Annotated in this window: 14 protein-coding genes; 8 read left to right on the top strand and 6 right to left on the bottom strand. The window is 64.6% G+C overall.

Translation table 11 applies throughout. The annotated features are described in order from the left end of the window. The first annotated feature begins 17 nt into the window (after positions 1 to 17). From HU752_RS30945 to HU752_RS30920, 6 genes are all read left to right on the top strand, one after another. Positions 18 to 881 (top strand): LysR family transcriptional regulator, encoded by an 864-nt coding sequence (locus tag HU752_RS30945; protein WP_186683660.1) that lies wholly within the window; start codon positions 18 to 20, stop codon positions 879 to 881. A 308-nt stretch (positions 882 to 1,189) separates the two neighbouring features. Then, on the top strand, positions 1,190 to 2,266 hold the full coding sequence (locus HU752_RS30940; RefSeq protein WP_186683626.1) for a putative 2-aminoethylphosphonate ABC transporter ATP-binding protein: 1,077 nt from the start codon (positions 1,190 to 1,192) through the stop codon (positions 2,264 to 2,266). Position 2,267: 1 nt separating this feature from the next. Beyond that, on the top strand, positions 2,268 to 3,992 hold the full coding sequence (locus HU752_RS30935) for a putative 2-aminoethylphosphonate ABC transporter permease subunit (protein ID WP_186683627.1): 1,725 nt from the start codon (positions 2,268 to 2,270) through the stop codon (positions 3,990 to 3,992). A 55-nt stretch (positions 3,993 to 4,047) separates the two neighbouring features. Continuing rightward, positions 4,048 to 5,070 (top strand): putative 2-aminoethylphosphonate ABC transporter substrate-binding protein, encoded by a 1,023-nt coding sequence (locus HU752_RS30930; protein WP_186683628.1) that lies wholly within the window; start codon positions 4,048 to 4,050, stop codon positions 5,068 to 5,070. Between the two features lie 167 nt (positions 5,071 to 5,237). Then, positions 5,238 to 6,377: a TIGR03364 family FAD-dependent oxidoreductase gene (locus HU752_RS30925; protein ID WP_186683629.1), complete on the top strand. Its 1,140-nt coding sequence runs from the start codon at positions 5,238 to 5,240 to the stop codon at positions 6,375 to 6,377. Beyond that, complete coding sequence (locus tag HU752_RS30920) at positions 6,374 to 6,940, top strand: phosphonate degradation HD-domain oxygenase (RefSeq protein WP_186683630.1); 567 nt, start codon at positions 6,374 to 6,376, stop codon at positions 6,938 to 6,940. The genes HU752_RS30925 and HU752_RS30920 overlap by 4 nt, the downstream gene beginning before the upstream one ends. 9 nt (positions 6,941 to 6,949) lie before the next feature. On the opposite strand, the gene HU752_RS30915 is transcribed toward HU752_RS30920, so the two are convergent. Beyond that, positions 6,950 to 8,323 (bottom strand): GTPase/DUF3482 domain-containing protein, encoded by a 1,374-nt coding sequence (locus tag HU752_RS30915; protein WP_186683631.1) that lies wholly within the window; start codon positions 8,321 to 8,323, stop codon positions 6,950 to 6,952. Then, positions 8,316 to 9,695, bottom strand: coding sequence for a DUF2868 domain-containing protein (locus tag HU752_RS30910; RefSeq protein ID WP_186683632.1), 1,380 nt, complete (start codon positions 9,693 to 9,695; stop codon positions 8,316 to 8,318). The genes HU752_RS30915 and HU752_RS30910 overlap by 8 nt, the downstream gene beginning before the upstream one ends. Before the next feature lie 83 nt (positions 9,696 to 9,778). Here HU752_RS30910 and HU752_RS30905 point away from each other — a divergent pair, with 83 nt between their 5' ends. Next, positions 9,779 to 10,291 (top strand): dihydrofolate reductase, encoded by a 513-nt coding sequence (locus HU752_RS30905; RefSeq protein WP_186683633.1) that lies wholly within the window; start codon positions 9,779 to 9,781, stop codon positions 10,289 to 10,291. Between the two features lie 85 nt (positions 10,292 to 10,376). On the opposite strand, the gene HU752_RS30900 is transcribed toward HU752_RS30905, so the two are convergent. Then, positions 10,377 to 11,768 carry an L-cystine transporter gene (locus tag HU752_RS30900; protein WP_186683634.1) on the bottom strand — a complete coding sequence of 464 codons (1,392 nt, stop codon included), beginning with the start codon at positions 11,766 to 11,768 and terminating at the stop codon, positions 10,377 to 10,379. Positions 11,769 to 12,011: 243 nt separating this feature from the next. Here HU752_RS30900 and HU752_RS30895 point away from each other — a divergent pair, with 243 nt between their 5' ends. Then, positions 12,012 to 13,067, top strand: coding sequence for an HAD family hydrolase (locus tag HU752_RS30895; protein WP_186683635.1), 1,056 nt, complete (start codon positions 12,012 to 12,014; stop codon positions 13,065 to 13,067). Positions 13,068 to 13,259: 192 nt separating this feature from the next. On the opposite strand, the gene ilvD is transcribed toward HU752_RS30895, so the two are convergent. The 3 genes from ilvD to HU752_RS30880 form a co-directional block, all read right to left on the bottom strand. After that, positions 13,260 to 15,107 (bottom strand): dihydroxy-acid dehydratase, encoded by a 1,848-nt coding sequence (gene ilvD, locus HU752_RS30890; protein ID WP_186683636.1) that lies wholly within the window; start codon positions 15,105 to 15,107, stop codon positions 13,260 to 13,262. 227 nt (positions 15,108 to 15,334) lie between these two features. After that, entirely contained in the window at positions 15,335 to 16,513 is a 1,179-nt protein-coding gene (locus HU752_RS30885) for an MFS transporter (protein WP_186683637.1), read from the bottom strand. Then, positions 16,513 to 17,604 (bottom strand): SagB family peptide dehydrogenase, encoded by a 1,092-nt coding sequence (locus HU752_RS30880; RefSeq protein WP_186683638.1) that lies wholly within the window; start codon positions 17,602 to 17,604, stop codon positions 16,513 to 16,515. Before HU752_RS30880 ends, HU752_RS30885 begins: the two co-directional genes overlap by 1 nt. Between the last annotated feature and the right edge of the window lie 288 nt (positions 17,605 to 17,892).

The raw sequence follows: 17,892 nt of genomic DNA, 5'->3' as shown, positions 1-17,892 counted from the left end.
GTGTGCCGAGTGCCGAATTGAAGAGTGCCGAGCTGAAGGCGTTTTACATGGTCGCCCGCCTGGGGAGCATCACCGAGGCGGCGAAGAAGCTTGGCCTCAGCCAGCCCACGGTCACCACCCAGATCCGTCACCTGGAAAGCCAGTATTCGGTCGAGCTGTTCTATCGCGGTGGCCGCCGGCTGAGCGTCAGCGAGGAGGGCGCGCGGCTGCTGCCGATGGTCAAGGCGCTGCTGCAGCAGGAGGCCGATATCGAGTTCTTCCTGCGTAACAGCGGCCAGGTGCAGGGCGCCTTGCGCATCGCAGCGACCGCGCCGTACTACATCCTCGACCTGGTGAAGGCGTTTCGCGAGCGTTTGCCCCAGGTCGAGGTGTCGGTGGAGATCGGCAACTCGCAGCAGGTGCTGGAGGCCCTGGAGGACTACCGGGTCGATGTCGCCGCTTCGTCGCAGTTGCTCGACGACCCGCGGCTGATCCGCCGGGTGCTGGGCAGTGATCCGCTGGTGCTGGCGGTGCATCGCAATCACCCCCTGGCGATTCATGACCATGTGCCGCTGAGCGCGCTGGCCGGGCACTGCCTGCTGATGCGCGAGGCGGGCTCGACCACCCGGCAACTGACCGAGGAGCTGTTGCGCGACGCGCGCGTCAGCCATGGACCGCTGTTGGAAATCGGTAGCCGCGAGTCGATCCGCGAGGCGGTGTTGCGCAACATCGGCATCAGCATCATCGCTCGCCAGGAAGTGCCGCATGATCCGCAGTTGCGGGTGCTGAGCATCGAGAATGCGCCGCAGATCCCGGAGTACCTGTATTGCCTCAAGGAGCGCAAGTCGGCGCGCCTGCCGGCGGCGTTCTTGGGGTTGGCGCAGGAGATGGCGCCGGTCTGATGTAATGGCTTCTCCAGTCTTGGGCGCGCGGTGCGCGCCAGTGCGGGCAAGTCCGCTCGCCACATAAACAGAAACCGATCGTTCCCACGGCCCCCGTGGGAATGCCTCTGAGGACGCTCGGCGTCCGCTCTTGTGACGCGGAGCATCACGGGCTGCATTCCCTCGCGGAGCGTGGGAACGATCAATCAATGTAGGGAATTTCCTACCCAAATCCACCAATACCACTATCGGCAGCTTTTGCCTTATTGCCACATGGCGTACGCATTGCCTCCCTAGCATGACCCTCATTCGCTTGATGAGGTCTGCCCATGAACAACCCGATCACCCACACCCTGGCCAACCCTGGCGCCGCACTCAAGGTCCGTGGCGTGCAGAAGCGTTTCGGCGCCTTCACCGCGCTGGAGAACGTCTCCCTCGACGTCGCTGCCGGCGAGCTGGTGTGCCTGCTGGGGCCGTCGGGGTGCGGCAAGACCACCCTGCTGCGTTGCATCGCCGGTCTCGAACGCCAGGATGATGGCGAACTGTTCCTCGGTGAGCGCAATGTGTCCGTACTGTCGCCGCAGGCTCGCGACTACGGCATCCTGTTCCAGTCCTATGCGCTGTTCCCCAACCTGACGGTGGAGGCCAACATCGCCTATGGCCTGAACGGCAGCGGCCGTGACGAAGTGCGCAGGCGTGTCGTGCAGATGCTCGAACTGGTCGGCCTGGCCGGCAGCGAGAAGAAGTATCCCGGCCAGCTTTCCGGCGGCCAGCAGCAGCGCGTGGCCCTGGCCCGTGCCCTGGCGCCGGCGCCGTCGCTGTTGTTGCTCGACGAGCCGATGTCGGCCCTCGATGCGCGGGTCCGCGAGCATCTGTGCAGCGAATTGCGCCAACTGCAACGCAGCCTCGGCGTGACCACGCTGATGGTCACCCACAACCAGGACGAGGCCATGCTGATGGCCGACCGCATCGCCGTGATGAACAACGGCAAGGTCGAGCAGTACGCCACGCCCCAGGACATCTACGACAAGCCGGCCACGCCCTTCGTCGCCGAGTTCGTCGGCCAGGGCAACTGGCTGCCGTTCCAGCAGCGCAGTGCCCAACATGCCCAGGTCGGCAACGTGCAACTGCGCCTGGCTGACAGCGCTCCGCGTACCGGTCCCGGTCGCCTGTTCTGCCGGCCCGAGTCGATCAGCGTCAACCCGCCGGTGCATGAGGAAAACCTGTTTGCCGCACGGGTGCGGGAAATCACCTTTCTCGGCAATCGCTGCCGCATGAGCTTCGAACTCAACGAACTGCCGGGCCATCCTCTGCTGGCTGAAGTCGGCCCGCAGGACCTGTCGCGCCTGGGCTCCCCGGATATCTGGGTGGCGCTGCCGCCGAGCAGCCTGCAGGTGTTTGCCTGAGATGGCCGCGCAAATCAGCCTGGCGCTGCCGCGCAAATCGACCTCGGCAGCCCTGCGTGGGGACCTGGGGGACCGGGTGTTCGTGGTCGGCGGCAAACTGCTCTGGCTCGGTCTGCTGGGTGTCGCGGTACTGCTGCCACTACTGGCGATCTTCTGGCGCGGTTTCAGCAGCGAAGCCGGGCAGGGCGGTGGCTGGCTCGCCGCACGGGAATTGTTGGGCAGTGACAACTTCCACTGGTTGCTGGGCAATAGTCTCAAGGTTTCCTTCAGCGTCGCGGCGATTGTCGTACCGCTGGCCTATCTCTTCGCCTACGCCCTGCAACGTACGCTGATTCCCGGCAAGATGTTCTGGCGTGGCCTGTCGCTGCTGCCGCTGATGGCGCCCTCGATGTTGCCGGGGATTGCGCTGGTCTACCTCTTCGGCAACCAGGGCCTGCTACGCGGCCTGCTGGCGGACAACATCTATGGTTTCTGGGGCATCGTCCTCGGTGAGGTCATCTACACCTTCCCGCATGCGCTGATGATCTTGCTGTCGGCCCTGTCCCTGGCCGATGCGCGACTGTTCGATGCCGCCTCGAGCATGGGCGCGAGCCCGTGGAGGGCCTACCGCAGCATTACCTGGCCGGCGACCCGGCAGGCGGTGTTCGCCGCGCTGTGCCTGGTGTTCACCCTGACCATCACCGACTTCGGCGTGCCGGTGGTGGTGGGCGGCGACTACCAGGTGCTGGCGCTGGAAGCCTACAAGGCGGTGGTCGGCCAGCAGCAGTTCGGCCGTGGTGCCCTGATCGGCATGATCCTGCTGCTGCCGGCGCTGCTGAGCTTTGCTGTCGATGCCTGGCTGCGTCGGCGCCAGGGCGATTCGATGAGCGGCCGGGCCCAGGTGTTCCAGCCGGCGCGCTGCCCGACGCGTGATGCCTGCTACCTGGCGATCGTGCTGCTGATCTGCGCCGCATTGCTGCTGGTGTTCGGCATGGCCGTGTATTCCTCGCTGGTGAAGTTCTGGCCGTACAACCTGTCGTTGTCCCTGAGCCACTACCGCTTCGACGAGACCGCAGGTGGCGGCTGGCTGGCCTACCGCAACAGCCTGACCATGGCCCTGTGCACTGCCCTGATCGGCAGCGCGCTGATCTTCACCGGCGCCTACCTGATGGAAAAGACCCGTGGCCAGCGTGGCCTGAACCTGGCCCTGCGCCTGCTCAGCTTCGTGCCGATGGCGGTGCCGGGCCTGGTCCTGGGGTTGGGCTACGTGTTCTTCTTCAACCTTGTCGGCAACCCGCTGCATGTGTTCTACGGGACCATGACCCTGCTGGTGGTGTGCACCATCGCCCACTACCTGACCACCGCGCAGATGACCGCGACCACCGCCCTGCGCCAGCTCGACGGCGAGTTCGAGGCCGCCGCGCTGTCGCTCAAGACCCCGCTGTACCGGCACTACCTGCGGGTCACGGTGCCGATCTGCCTGCCGGCGCTGCTCGACATCATCCGCTACCTGTTCGTCTCGGCGATGACCACGGTCTCGGCGGCGATCTTCCTCTACAGCCCCGACACCATCCTCGCGGCGGTGGCGGTGCTGAACATGGACGACGCCGGCAACGTCGGCGGTGCCGCGGCCATGTCGACCCTGATCCTGTTCACCTCGGCGGGCGTGTCCCTGCTGCTGGCCTGGGCCTCGCGCGGCTTGCTGCGCCGCACCCAGGCCTGGCGGCGGAGCGTGCCCGGCCATTGATTCGCCCACCAGAACTGCCACCCACCCAATGCCACACCACCCAAGGAACTGCATCATGTTCAAGCCGTTGACTCTTGCCGCTGCCGTCCTCTCGCTGTTCAGCCTGAACGCCTTCGCGGCGAAGACCGAACTGACCGTCTACACCGCGCTCGAAGCCGAGCAGCTCAAGAGCTACAAGGACGCGTTCGAGAAAGCCAACCCGGACATCGGCATCAAGTGGGTTCGCGACTCCACCGGCATCATCACCGCCAAGCTGCTGGCCGAGAAAGCCCGGCCACAGGCCGATGCGGTATGGGGCCTGGCCGCTTCGAGCCTGGCGATCCTCGACCAGCAGGGCATGCTGCAGAACTACGCACCGAAGGATCTGGGCAAGATCGGCGGCAACTATCGCGATCCGGCCAACCCGCCCGCCTGGGTCGGCATGGATGTCTGGGCCGCGACCATCTGCTTCAACACCGTCGAGGCCGAGAAGCACCACCTGAGCAAGCCGGTGAGCTGGCAGGACCTGACCAAGCCCGAGTACAAGGGCAAGATCGTCATGCCCAACCCGGCTTCGTCCGGCACCGGTTTCCTCGATGTCAGCGCCTGGTTGCAGACCTTTGGCGAGAAGCAGGGCTGGCAGTACATGGATGATCTGCACCAGAACATCGGCCAGTACGTCCACTCCGGTTCCAAGCCGTGCAAGCTGGCGGCGGCCGGCGAATTCCCGATCGGTATCTCCTTCGAGTATCCGGCCGTGCAGCTCAAGCGCCAGGGCGCGCCGCTGGACATCGTGCTGCCGAAGGAAGGTCTGGGCTGGGAGATCGAGGCGACTGCGGTGATCAAGGGGACCCCGCATGAAGAAGCCGCGAAGAAGCTGGCCGACTTTTCCGCCAGCCCGGCGGCAATGGAGCTGTACAAGGAAAACTTCGCCGTGCTGGCCCAGCCGGGGATCGCCAAGCCGCAGACCGAACTGCCGGCCGACTACGAACAGCGCCTGATCAGGAACGACTTCGCCTGGGCCTCGAAGAACCGCGACGAGATCCTGGCCGAATGGCGCAAGCGCTATGACGGCAAGTCGGAGAAGGTTGCCCAGTAATTCCCTGGCCGAGCCCGAACCTTCGATCGTTTCGGTCGTTCCCACGCTCTGCGTGGGAATGCCTCTCTGGACGCTCGGCGTCCGCTCTTGTGACGTACAGCGTCACGGGCTGCATTCCCACGCGGAGCGTGGGAACGATCAACCTGGCCATTCCTTCAGGACCCTTCATGACTCATCACAGTGACATCCTCATCGTCGGCGCCGGCATTCTCGGCCTGTCCCACGCCTACGCCGCCGCCCGCCGGGGCCTCAAGGTCCGGGTCTTCGAGCGCAGCGCCACGCCCCTGGGCGCCTCGATCCGCAACTTCGGCCAGGCCCTGGTCACCGGCCAGCCGCCGGGCGTCATGCTCGACCTGGCGCGCGCCAGCCGGGAAATCTGGGGCCACTGGTCGCAGCAGGCCGGTTTCGAACTCAAGCGCAACGGCAGCTACCTGTTCGCTCGCAGCGAAGCCGAGGAACACCTGCTGGAAACCTTCTGCGCCGGCCGGGCCCGCGAGCACGGCTACCGGGTGAGACTGTTGCAGGGCCGAGCCCTGGCCGACCTGCACGGCGGCCAGTTCAGCCATCATCGCGCCGCCCTGCATGGGCTGGATGACCAGCAGTTGTATTCCCGCGAGGCGATCCCGACGCTGATCGACTACCTGCGTCGCGAACTGGGCGTCGAATTCCACTTCTCGACTCTGGTCCATGAGGTCGAGCCCGGCCAGTTGCGCAGCACGGCCGGAACCTTCCGGGGCGAACGGATCGTGGTCTGTTCAGGCCATGACTACCAGACCTTGCTGGCCGAATCGCTGGCGACCCTGCAGCCGAGCATCTGCCGTCTGCAGATGCTTCGTGCCCGTCCGCTATTGTCCGGGCTGGACCTGCAGCACGCCGTACTGACCGGTCTCAGTTGCGTGCACTACGGTGCCTTCGCCGACCTGCCGGAAGCGGCGGCGATCCGGACGCAGATCGAACGTGAAAGCCCGTACCTGCAGGAACATGGCATCCACCTGCTGATCAGCCCGACGCCGCATGGCGAGCTGATCATCGGTGATTCCCATCATTACGGCAGCGATCCTTCGCCATTCAACGCCGAACAGGTGGACAACTGGATGCTGGAACTGGCCGAGCACACCCTCGGTTGCAAGGTCCAGGTGCTCGAACGTTGGCAAGGCGTCTACGGCGCCCGCGGGCCGGGGCCGTTCTCATTCCTGCAGGCCGCACCGGGCGTGCATGCCGCGCTGATGCACACCGGGGTTGGCATGAGCGTCGGCCCGGCCATGGCCGAGGCCAACATCGCCACCTTGCTGGGGGAAAGCCGGTGAGCCGGGTCGAACAGGTGCTGGACGAAGTCTTCGGTCTCTACCAGCAGTTCGGCGATGCCGACTACATCGGCGAGCCGGTGTCGCAGCTGGAGCACATGTCCCAGGCCGCGCAACTGGCGATGGCCGAGGGGTGCGACGACGAGGTGGTGCTGGCGGCGTTCTTCCACGACATCGGGCATATCTGCCCAGGGCCGGCGCAGGCGCAGCAGAGCATGGGGGGCTATGGCCTCGTCAGCCACGAACGGCTGGGTGCCGACTATCTACGCCGCGCCGGGTTCAGCGAGCGGCTGGCACGGCTGGTGGAATATCACGTGCAGGCCAAGCGTTACCTGACACGAGTCGAGCCGGGGTACTACGAGCGCCTGAGCGAAGCGAGCCGGCGGACGCTGGAGTACCAGGGCGGGGTGATGACGGCCAGGGAGGCGGCGGACTTCGCTCGAGACCCGCTGTGCGAGCTGAGCCTGCGCTTGCGTCGTTGGGATGAGCAGGCAAAGGAGAGCGATGTGCCAGTGCTTGCCTTGCAGACCCTGCGGGACAAGGCGTATCGGCTGTTGCGGGGCTGACGCCGACGGTCAGAGTGTTTCGAGCTTCTCCAGCAGCTTTTCCAGCTGTTCCTGGCGTTCGGCCTGGTTCAGCTTCGGTTGCGGGTTCAACGATGACCATTGCGGGTGGGCCCGAGCCTTGCCCAGTGCTTCCGGCAACTTGCCTTCGCGCCACGACTTGTCCGCGGGAGTATCGATCCTGATGCTGTTCATCGCCGCATGCCCACGGGCTTCCAGTGCCAGCAACAGCTGGCGCTGGCGCAGCGCGAGCAGGCGCAGCACGCTGTCATCGAGCGTCAGCTCGCGTTTGCCCTTGAGCTTGCCCAGCAGACGGCTGCCGTAGCCGCGGGCGGTCTGCAAGGCACCGCCGGCGATGGCGCCGGCCAGGGCGGCGGCACCGAGTGTCAGGCCGCCGACCAGCAGGTCGACCCCGGCCCCCGCGGCAGCCCCGGCGGCAATCCCTCCGCCGACCTTCACGCCCAACTGCCTGAGGGTTTCCGGGTTGAACAGGTCATCGCCCCAGCGCCCGTCGAGCAACGGCAGGTCGCTGGCGGCGGCATCGTCACGACGAAACGCATGGAGCTTGAGCAGGGCCTCGACGCAGCGTTGCTCGCGTTGGCGCACAGCCTGGCGCAATTCGGCGATGGCCTCGCTTTCGGCCGTGGCGTCGCCGGCCACCTGGCGTCGGCAGGCGGCGCAGTCGATCAGCAGCTCGGCGATCAGTCGTTGGGCACTCTGCCGCCGTGCCTGGCGCTGTGCTTGCAGGTCGCGTACAAGGCGCTCCAGTTGTGCCCGGGAGCCTTCCAGCAACAGCGCCAGGCTTTCATAAAGACGACGCTCACCGTCTTCCGGCGGCGCAACACTGTCGAAGCGCACCAGCGCGTGCAGCCCCAGGCGGGCCAGGGCCTGGCGCCAGTCGTCCTCGCGCTGGGCGGCGCTGCTGACGAAGTTGAGTACCGGCAGCAGCGGCTTGCCGCAACTGGCCAGCACCGACAGCTCGTCGCGATACTTGGCCAGCACCGGCTCGCGGGCGTCGATCACATACAGACCGGCGTCCGAGGCCAGCAACTGGCGCAGCACCTTGGCTTCCTGTTCGAAACGCTGGCGCGCTTCGCTGCCGTCGAGAAAGCGCTGCACGCGGGCCGGGCCATCGAGGCGTTCGCCGGGGCGGTCGAGGCGTTCGAGGTAGTCGAGCAGGGCGATGGCATCTTCCAGGCCCGGGGTGTCGTACAGCTCCAGCAGCGGTTGGCCCTCCACCGACAGCCTTGCGCCTTCGACATGGCGAGTGGTGCTGGGGCGGTGGGAGACTTCGCCGAAACCGACGTCCCGGGTCAGGGTCCGCAGCAACGAGGTCTTGCCGACATTGGTGTGGCCGACCACGGCCAGCGTCAACGGCTTAGTCATGGCCGCTCTCCAGCCAGGTGAACGGAGCGCTGTCGGCGAACGGCAGCTTGAGTTGTTGCAGGGCGTGGTGCCAGTCGCCAAGGCGGTCGGCGTCGAGGGCCTGGCCGGGCGGCGCCTGCAGCAGCCAGATGCGGGTGGCGGCGGCGCTGCGGGCCAGTTCGGCGATCAGCGCAAGGCTGCCGCGATCCGGCGAGCGCCGTGGGTCGCAGGCGATCGCCAGGCGCGCCGGCGGGAAGCGGGTCAGTTGTTCCAGCAGTTTCTGCCGCGACTCGCGACTGTCGAGCACTCCCGCATCCCGCACGCCCTTGGGCAAGGCGGGCGGCCAGGGGCGCTGGTCGTCCAGCTCGATGGCGACCAGCAACGCGCCGTCGCTGTCCTGGCCAGTCACCCCGGCTTCGGCATTGTGCAACTGCGCAGGGGCGGCGTCGCTGATGCCCAGGCGTTCGCTGCTGGGCATCAGGCGTTCGCGCAGGTGAGCGTAGCCAGGCAGGTTCAGGTCCAGCGCCAGGGTACGAACGCCGTTCTTCCAGCGCCACAGGCACAGCAGCGCCAGCAGCAGGCGCGGTAGCAGGCCGTAGACCAGCAGCACCCCGACCAGCCAGCCGGCCCAGGCCTGGCGGGCATTCTCCAGGTTGACGGCGGCGTTGCCGCTGGCGCGGATCATGCTCTCGTCGGGCACGCTGAAGCCCAGCAGTGCGGGTAGGGCGCCGAGTCCCTGGGTCAGGCCGACGAAGGTGTCACCACCGAGAATGGTGGTTTCCCAGACGAAGCCGTAGCGCCGGGTGGCGAGCAGTGCCAGCAGCACCACCAGCGCACAGCCCAGTGCCAGCAGCCACAGGCCGTGGACGACGACGCCGATGGCCCAGCGGTTCAGGCGCTGGCGTTGCAGCAGGAGCACCAGCGCCGGCACCAGTTGCACGGCCTGGGCATCACGGGCGAACTTTTCACTGAGCCACAGCCAGAGCCGGCCCAGACTGGCGCCGTGACCACCGGCGAAGAACAGGCCCAGGGCCCAGCTCGCCAACAGCAGCAGGTTGAGCCCGAGCAGGCTGCCCAGGGCCCAGAAGACATTGACCGGTAGTTGGCCGTTGCCCAGGGCGGCAAGGGCCAGTCCGGCGCCGCTGAGGATGACCAGCACGGCAAGCAGCAACAGGGCCAGGCGTGCCCCTTGCAGCCAGTGCTGCAGGGCGGCGAGTTGGCCGTCGCGCTCGGCCAGCCAGAGCGCGCGGTGCTGGATGCGGCTCGCCAGGTCGCCGCCGGCCGCACGGGCGCGGCGGTTGGCTTCGAGGTCTTCCAGGGGGCCGGCCTGCTCTTCGCGCAGGCGCACGGTCTCGGTCAGCCAGAGGCGTTGCAGGGGAGTCGGTTCAGTCACGCGCCATCCTGTTGGAGGGAAGTGCCAGAAGCATAACCGCTGCGGCTAGTGCCTGCACCCGCCTGTCGGGTATGCTCGCCGGCATGACAACCAAACTCCCCCTCAGCCTGATCGCGGCCCTCGCGGAAAACCGCGTGATCGGCGTAGACAACAGCATGCCCTGGCATTTGCCGGCGGATTTCAAGTACTTCAAGGCCACCACGCTGGGCAAGCCGATCATCATGGGGCGCAAGACCTGGGATTCTCTTGGTCGGCCATTGCCGGGGCGGCTGAACCTGGTGGTGAGCCGCCAGGCCGGGCTGCAACTGGAAGGTGCCGAGGTGTTCCCGTCGCTGGAGGCCGCGCTGGTGCGGGCCGAGGCCTGGGCGCTGGAGCAGGGCGTCAGTGAGCTGATGCTGATCGGCGGGGCGCAGCTGTATGCCCAGGGGCTGGCGCAGGCCGATCGCCTGTACCTGACCCGGGTCGGCCTGAGTCCGCAGGGTGATGCCTGGTTCCCCGAGTTCGACCTGAACCTGTGGCAGCGCGTTTCCGACGAGCCGCACCCGGCAGAGGGCGACAAGCCGGCGTTCAGCTTCGAGGTGTGGGAGCGGGTCTGAGGTATTGTGCCGGGTGGTGACGCCGAGCGTCACCGGCGGCGTTCCCACGCGGAGCGTGGGAACGATCATTCGGTTGCCGAAAGGCTCAGGCCTGCGCCAGTTCCGTCTGCTCATCCGCATCCAGCAGGCGCTTGTCGGTCTGCTTCATCAGCTGGCTGGTGAGGGTCCCGGCGGTCATCGAACCGCTTACATTCAGCGCGGTCCGGCCCATGTCGATCAGCGGTTCCACCGAAATCAGCAGCGCCACCAGTGACACCGGCAGGTCCATCGCCGGCAGCACGATCAGCGCGGCGAAGGTCGCGCCGCCACCGACCCCGGCCACACCGGCCGAACTCAGGGTGACGATGGCCAGCAAGGTCGCGATCCACAGCGGGTCCAGCGGGTTGATGCCAACGGTCGGCGCCACCATCACCGCCAGCATCGCCGGGTACAGGCCGGCACAGCCGTTCTGGCCGATCGTCGCGCCGAACGAGGCGGCGAAGCTGGCGATCGATTGTGGAATCCCCAGGCGACGGGTCTGCGCCTCGATGCTCAGCGGGATGCTCGCGGCACTGGAGCGGCTGGTGAAGGCAAAGGTCAGCACTGGCCAGACCTTGCGGAAGAAGCGCAGTGGGTTGACCCCGGCCAGCGACAGCAGCAGGCCGTGGACCACGAACATCAGCCCCAGGCCGATGTAGGACACCACCACGAAACTGCCGAGCTTGATGATGTCCTGCAGGTTGGAACCGGCCACCACCTTGGTCATCAGCGCCAGCACGCCATAGGGGGTGAGTTTCATCACCACGCGCACCAGGCGCATCACCCAGGCCTGCAGGGTATCGATGGCGTTGATCACCTTCTGGCCTTTTTCCGCATCATCCTTGAGCAGTTGCAGGGCGGCCACGCCGAGGAAGGCGGCGAAGATCACCACGCTGATGATCGAGGTCGGCTTGGCCCGGGCCAGATCGGCAAAGGGGTTCTGCGGAATGAACGACAGCAGCAGTTGCGGCACGTTGAGGTCGGCGACCTTGCCGGCGTAGTCGTTCTGGATCGTCTGCAGGCGGGCCATTTCCTGGGTGCCGGCGACCAGGCCTTCGGCGGTCAGGCCGAACAGGTTGGTCAGGCCGATGCCGATCAGCGCGGCGATGGCCGTGGTGAACAGCAGCGTGCCGATGGTCAGGAAACTGATCCTGCCCAGGGACGAGGCATTGTGCAGACGCGCCACGGCGCTGAGGATCGAGGCGAACACCAGCGGGATCACGATCATCTGCAGCAGCTGCACATAGCCGTTGCCCACCAGGTCGAACCAGGCGATGGAGGCCTTGAGCACCGGGTTGCCGTCACCGTAGACGGTATGCAGGCCGATGCCGAACACCACGCCCAGCGCCAGGGCGAACAACACCTTCCTGGCCAGGCTCCAGGTGGTATGGCGGGTTTGCGCCAGGCCCAGCAACAGGGCGAGGAACACCAGCAGATTGAGAATCAGCGGCAGGTTCATGAAAACTCCGGAAAACGATGGGTGCCAATCACTCTCGTCGGTGATTGTGAACCGTTCAGCCTAACAGCTTGATATATATAGATTTAATATCTAAATGGAATGGTGACTGTCGTTTTTGGAATAAGCTGGTGGCGCTGGGGCGTATGCCGGTGACGGGATCAGGATGCAGGCGGTCGTCCTCGGGTGAGAACTGTCACATGGATTTGTTAGCGTCGATGCCTTTCAGCCAGGAAGATATCGCCCATGAAATTCGTCCCGAAACTCCTCGCCGCCGCACTCTGCCTGGGCCTTGCCGGCCAGGCCTTCGCCACCGAGCTCAAGCACTGGCCAGAGGCCCAGGCCAAGCAACTGGAGGCGATGATCGCCGCCAACGCCAACAAGGGTAACTTCGCGGTGTTCGACATGGACAACACCAGTTACCGCTATGACCTGGAGGAGTCGTTGCTGCCGTACCTGGAGAACAAGGGGCTGATCACCCGCGATACCCTGGACCCGTCGCTGAAGCTGATCCCGTTCAAGGACACCGCCGACCACAAGGAAAGCCTGTTCAGCTACTACTACCGCCTCTGCGAAGTCGACGACATGGTCTGCTACCCCTGGGTGGCCCAGGTGTTTTCCGGCTTTACCCTCAAGGAGCTCAAGGGCTACGTCGACGAGATGATGGCGTCCGGCAAGCCGGTGCCGAGCACCTACTACGATGGCGACGTGGTGAAGAACATCGAAGTGCAGCCGCCGAAGGTCTTCGCCGGCCAGGTCGAGCTGTACAACAAGCTGATGGAGAACGGCATCGAGGTCTATGTGATGACCGCCGCTTCCGAAGAGCTGGTGCGCATGGTCGCGGCCGATCCCAAGTATGGCTACAACGTCAAGCCACAGAACGTGATCGGCGTGACGACCCTGCTCAAGGACCGCAAGACCGGCGAGCTGACCACCGCACGCAAGCAGATCAGCGCCGGCAAGTATGACGAGAAGGCCAACCTCGGCCTGGAGCTGACCCCGTACCTGTGGACCCCGGCGACCTGGATGGCCGGCAAGCAGGCGGCCATCCTCACCTACATCGACCAGTGGAAAAAACCGGTCCTGGTTGGTGGCGACACGCCTTCGAGCGATGGCTACATGCTGTTCCACAGCGTCGACGTGGCCAAGGGTGGTGTCCACCTGTGGGTCAACCGCAAGGACAAGTACATGACCCAGCTCAATGGCATGATCAAGAGCAACGCCGAGGCCCAGGCCAAGGAAGGTCTGACGGTGACCGCGGACAAGAACTGGGTGATCGTCAAGCCGGAAGAGATCCAGTAGGCCCCGGCTGTTACTTCTGATCTGATCGCTTCCACGCTGGAGCGTGGCAGCGATCAGCCAGAGGTTGAGCGTTGGTACTTACGGCCCACCAGCTTCTGATCGTTCCCACGCTCCGCGTGGGAACGCAGCTTGTGTCGCTCTGCGGCACAAGAGCGGACGCGGAGCGCTCAGTCAGAGGTAGGGCGTTGGCGCTTACGGCACCAGCTTGTCCAGCAACGCCTTGTCACGCACCGCACCCTTGTCGGCACTGGTGGCGAGCAGGGCGTAGGCTTTCAGTGCACTGGTGACCTTGCGTGGACGCTGCTCGGCCGGTTTCCAGCCTTTCTTGTCCTGCTCGGCACGGCGGGCCGCCAATTCCTCGTCGCTGACCAACAGGTTGATCGAGCGGTTCGGGATGTCGATCAGTACCTTGTCGCCGTCCTGTACCAGGCCGATCGCACCACCGGCAGCGGCTTCCGGAGAAGCGTGACCGATGGACAGCCCCGAAGTCCCGCCGGAGAAGCGACCGTCGGTCAGCAGGGCACAGGCCTTGCCCAGGCCCTTGGACTTCAGGTAGGAGGTCGGGTAGAGCATTTCCTGCATGCCCGGGCCGCCTTTCGGGCCTTCGTAGCGGATGATCACGATGTCGCCGGCCTTCACTTCGTCGGCGAGGATGCCGCGTACCGCGCTGTCCTGGCTTTCGAAGATCTTCGCGTTGCCTTCGAACACCAGGATCGACTCGTCGACACCCGCGGTCTTCACCACGCAGCCGTCCAGCGCGATATTGCCGTACAGCACGGCCAGGCCGCCCTCTTGCGAGTAGGCGTGCTCGACGCTGCGGATGCAGCCGTTCTCGCGGTCGTCATCCAGGGTTTCCCAACGGGTCGACTGGCTGAATGCGGTCTGGGTCGGGATGCCGGCCGGACCGGCCTTGAAGAAGGTGTGCACCGCTTCATCGTCGGTCTGGGTGATGTCCCAGTGGGCGATGGCTTCGGCCAGGCTCTTGCTGTGCACGGTCGGCAGGTCGGTGTGCAGCAGGCCGCCACGGGCCAGTTCGCCGAGGATGCTGATGATCCCGCCGGCGCGGTGCACGTCTTCCATGTGGTACTTCTGGATGTTCGGCGCGACCTTGCACAGTTGCGGAACCTTGCGCGACAGGCGGTCGATGTCGCGCAGATCGAAGGCGACTTCGGCTTCCTGGGCGGCGGCCAGCAGGTGCAGGATGGTGTTGGTGGAACCGCCCATGGCGATGTCCAGGGTCATGGCGTTCTCGAACGCCTTGAAGTTGGCGATGCTGCGCGGCAGTACCGAGTCGTCGTTTTCGCCGTAGTAGCGCTGGCACAGCGCGACGATGTCGCGACCGGCGCGCAGGAACAGTTGCTCGCGGTCGGCGTGGGTCGCCAGGGTCGAACCGTTGCCCGGCAGGGCCAGGCCCAGGGCTTCGGTCAGGCAGTTCATCGAGTTGGCGGTGAACATGCCGGAGCACGAACCGCAGGTCGGGCAGGCGCTGCGCTCGTACTCGGCAACCTTCTCGTCAGAAGCGTTGGAGTCGGCGGCGATGACCATCGCGTCCACCAGGTCCAGGCCATGGGAGGCCAGTTTGGTCTTGCCGGCTTCCATCGGGCCGCCGGACACGAAGATCACCGGGATATTCAGGCGCAGGGCGGCCATCAGCATGCCGGGGGTGATCTTGTCGCAGTTGGAGATGCAGACGATGGCGTCGGCGCAGTGGGCGTTGACCATGTACTCGACGGAGTCGGCGATGATCTCGCGGCTCGGCAGCGAGTAGAGCATGCCGTCGTGGCCCATGGCGATGCCGTCATCCACGGCGATGGTGTTGAATTCCTTGGCCACGCCACCGGCGCGTTCGATTTCGCGAGCGACCAGCTGGCCCATGTCCTTGAGGTGGACGTGGCCGGGTACGAACTGGGTGAAGGAGTTGGCGACGGCGATGATCGGTTTCTTGAAGTCGGCGTCTTTCATCCCCGTGGCGCGCCAAAGGGCGCGAGCACCGGCCATGTTGCGGCCGTGGGTGGATGTTTTCGAGCGGTAATCAGGCATGGAGCACTCCGGGCGGCTAATCAGGTAACAAGTGGGGAGTGAGCTTCTATTGACCCTCGGGAACACCTGGAAAATGGCCGTGTGTCCGAAAGCTGCCGATAACGACACGGGATCGCCGTGCGTTTCAGCCTGAGCTCATAAACCCGCCGGGGGATGACTGGCGATGAATAGAGCGATTCTACACCGCTGGCGCCGGGAAGGAATGGGGGCGCACGCGACGTCCGCGCTCAACGCCCGAGCCTGGCGCTGTTCAGCAAGCCAAGCAGACTGCAGAGTACGAAGGCCAGGCCGACGGCCGGTATTAGCAGGGCCCCACTTTTGGCCAGCAGCGCGCTGCTGCTGGCCGCCGCGAGGAACATGATGGTGTTGCCCGCCGACGCTGCGGTGCCGGCGTTCGCCGGGAACAGCAGCATCGCTGCGGAGATGGCGGCAGGGCGGGTAATACTGACCGCAGCGGCACTCAGGCACATCGGCAGCAGCAGGCTGGCGGTGGAGACTTGCTTCAGTTGCAGGGTCAACAGCAGTGCCAGGCCGGCAGTGCCCAGCAGGAGCAGGCCGATGTCGATCTGCGCGCGGACTGTCAGGCGTTTCTGCAGCCAGGCGGCCAGTACGCCACCGAGCAGATAGGCCATGCCATAGATCAACAGGACGATGGCGTATTGGTATTCAGAGAGCCGCAGGCCGTCCATGAAGATCAACGGGGAAACGCTGGTCAGGGCGAAGTAGGTACAGAACACCAGGGCTGCGATCTGCCAGTAACGGCGGAAGTCACGATGGCCGAGAATCTGCAGCAGCGATTGGCCCGCCGCCTGACTCTGCGAGGCCTCTGTCCCTGGAGATGAGGCCAGTATCCATCGTGCCAGCAGTGCGATGCCCATGGCGACCAGGGCAAAGGCGAGGAAGCTGCTCTTCCAGCCAAAACTGTCCAGCAGCCAGGAGCCCAGCAGGGGCGACAGGGCGACGAACAGGCCGCTGAAACTCATGTAGAAGATGCGCACGGGGGCGCGCTCCTGAGGTTCGAACAGGTCTTCGACCAGGGCCAGGCCGAGGACGAAGAAACCACAACCCAGCGCCTGGACGCCGCGAAAGAACAGAAACACGGTGAAGTCTGTCGACAGGGTGCAGCCGATGGCGCCGATACTGGAGAGGGCAAGGCAGGCCAGCAGCACTTTCTTGCGCCCGAAGCGGTCGGAGAGCGGGCCGGTCACCAGTTGCGAAAACGCGAAGACCAAGGTGAACAGGCTGACAGTCAAGGCGATATCGGCGGTCGATGTTGCGAACTGCTCTGCCAGGGTGGGAAACGCCGGCAACAGGACATTGAGCGGAAAGAAGCTGATCAGCGAGATGCCGGTCACCAGCAGCAGTCGCGAGCGGCCCGATTGTCGGGTGGTCTCGTGCGAGGGCATCAATGGTTTTCCGAGGGCGTCTTGAGCAGTTCCCGAAGTTCGTCGCAGATCGTCTCGCCATGGCTGTAACCGGCACCGACGAACAACAGTGGCTGTTCGCTCAGGCCCTCCAGGTGCAGCGCCTGTTCGATCTTCTGCTCGGTCAAGGCTGCGGTCACCCAGGTGCCCAGGCCCAGGGCGGTGGCGGCGAGCTGAAAGGTCTGTGAAACATGCCCGGCTTCCAGCAAGGCGACGCGATAGCCCTGGGAGTGTGGATACTTCCACCACATCTTGTCGAAGCGGCAAGTAATGAAGACACCGAACGGCAAGTTTTCGATGAAGTGCTGGCCTTGGACCAGCGTCGCCAGCGATATGCCGGGGCCTCTTGTCAGTGTCAGTGCATGTTTGTCCGGGTGATAATAGTAGAAGCCCGGTCCGATACCGTCGACGTTGCGAATATAGACATAACCTTCGCTGCAGTTCAGGCCACCACCTGATGGACTACTGCGACGGCTGCGAAATGCTTGTGGTATGCACGGATCAATATCCAGTTCGCGCTCTCTCAGGTAACCCAGGGAAAGATAGAGAATAGTACTGAGTTGTTCCAGGGAGACATGCCAGTTCAGGAACTTTCGGCACGTCTTGCGGTGCAGAAGTACAGTGGTGAACTCGTTGTTATTGGCTTCGCAATGTTCCGGCAAGGGCGTCGGCAGCTGGATCAGGTCCTGGTGCAGGGCGGTGGCATGGCGGTGGGGCGGCGGTTGCGGGTGGCGCATGACTTCCCGGCAGTGGGCGAGGTAGTTTCGTGCCCACTCCGTGCAACTGGCCGGGCTGTTTGCCATCGGCAGGTCGCGGGTACCCATGTGGAAAATTCTCGACAGGTCGTCCCAGCCCCAGTGGTCGCGGGTGAAGGGATTTTCACTGAGGATTCCGGTGGTCACGAAGGTCGAGTCGACAGGGTGAGTCGGGTCGAAACGGGAGGGTTTTTCGACCAGCTCAATTAGCCGATCAGCATGATATCTATCCACCGAATACTGTTCATGGGACTTGTAATTCCAGATGACAAGTGCCGGTGGCTTTATCAGGATGAACAGATCGGGATTTATATGCATGAGCCTTTTCCCGTTGTTGGTTTTTCAGGCTGGATCGATGATGGGGAGAATCGATCCAGCCTGTCTCGGGTTTATTTCGAAGTTCCGAGTAACGCGTGATGGCCAGCGGATACTGCCTGCTCAAGTTTTATCTTTTCCATTTCTCTGTCTCCTTTTTGTTTATGTCGCCTCAATAGTGTGGCGATATTTCAGATAATAGGCTTGTGCGAGAAGTTGGCAATAAGAAGCTATGTAGGTTATGTCCGAGTTATATGTCGGTCATATCCAGTTATTGGTCTCGAACGAGTA

This window comes from Pseudomonas vanderleydeniana (genome assembly GCF_014268755.2).
GTDB lineage: Bacteria > Pseudomonadota > Gammaproteobacteria > Pseudomonadales > Pseudomonadaceae > Aquipseudomonas > Aquipseudomonas vanderleydeniana.
Note: the sequence above shows the minus strand (reverse complement) of the source record. Positions and strands in the feature narration are given on the sequence as shown.

Bases quoted from the DNA above. Each gene is read 5' to 3' on its own strand.
- ilvD (WP_186683636.1), bottom strand. From the start codon at position 15,107: ATGCCTGATTACCGCTCGAAAACATCCACCCACGGCCGCAACATGGCC.
- HU752_RS30905 (WP_186683633.1), top strand. From the start codon at position 9,779: ATGACAACCAAACTCCCCCTCAGCCTGATCGCGGCCCTCGCGGAAAAC.
- HU752_RS30895 (WP_186683635.1), top strand. From the start codon at position 12,012: ATGAAATTCGTCCCGAAACTCCTCGCCGCCGCACTCTGCCTGGGCCTT.
- HU752_RS30925 (WP_186683629.1), top strand. From the start codon at position 5,238: ATGACTCATCACAGTGACATCCTCATCGTCGGCGCCGGCATTCTCGGC.
- HU752_RS30940 (WP_186683626.1), top strand. From the start codon at position 1,190: ATGAACAACCCGATCACCCACACCCTGGCCAACCCTGGCGCCGCACTC.
- HU752_RS30935 (WP_186683627.1), top strand. From the start codon at position 2,268: ATGGCCGCGCAAATCAGCCTGGCGCTGCCGCGCAAATCGACCTCGGCA.
- HU752_RS30915 (WP_186683631.1), bottom strand. From the start codon at position 8,323: ATGACTAAGCCGTTGACGCTGGCCGTGGTCGGCCACACCAATGTCGGC.
- HU752_RS30930 (WP_186683628.1), top strand. From the start codon at position 4,048: ATGTTCAAGCCGTTGACTCTTGCCGCTGCCGTCCTCTCGCTGTTCAGC.
- HU752_RS30880 (WP_186683638.1), bottom strand. From the start codon at position 17,604: ATGCATATAAATCCCGATCTGTTCATCCTGATAAAGCCACCGGCACTT.
- HU752_RS30900 (WP_186683634.1), bottom strand. From the start codon at position 11,768: ATGAACCTGCCGCTGATTCTCAATCTGCTGGTGTTCCTCGCCCTGTTG.
- HU752_RS30885 (WP_186683637.1), bottom strand. From the start codon at position 16,513: ATGCCCTCGCACGAGACCACCCGACAATCGGGCCGCTCGCGACTGCTG.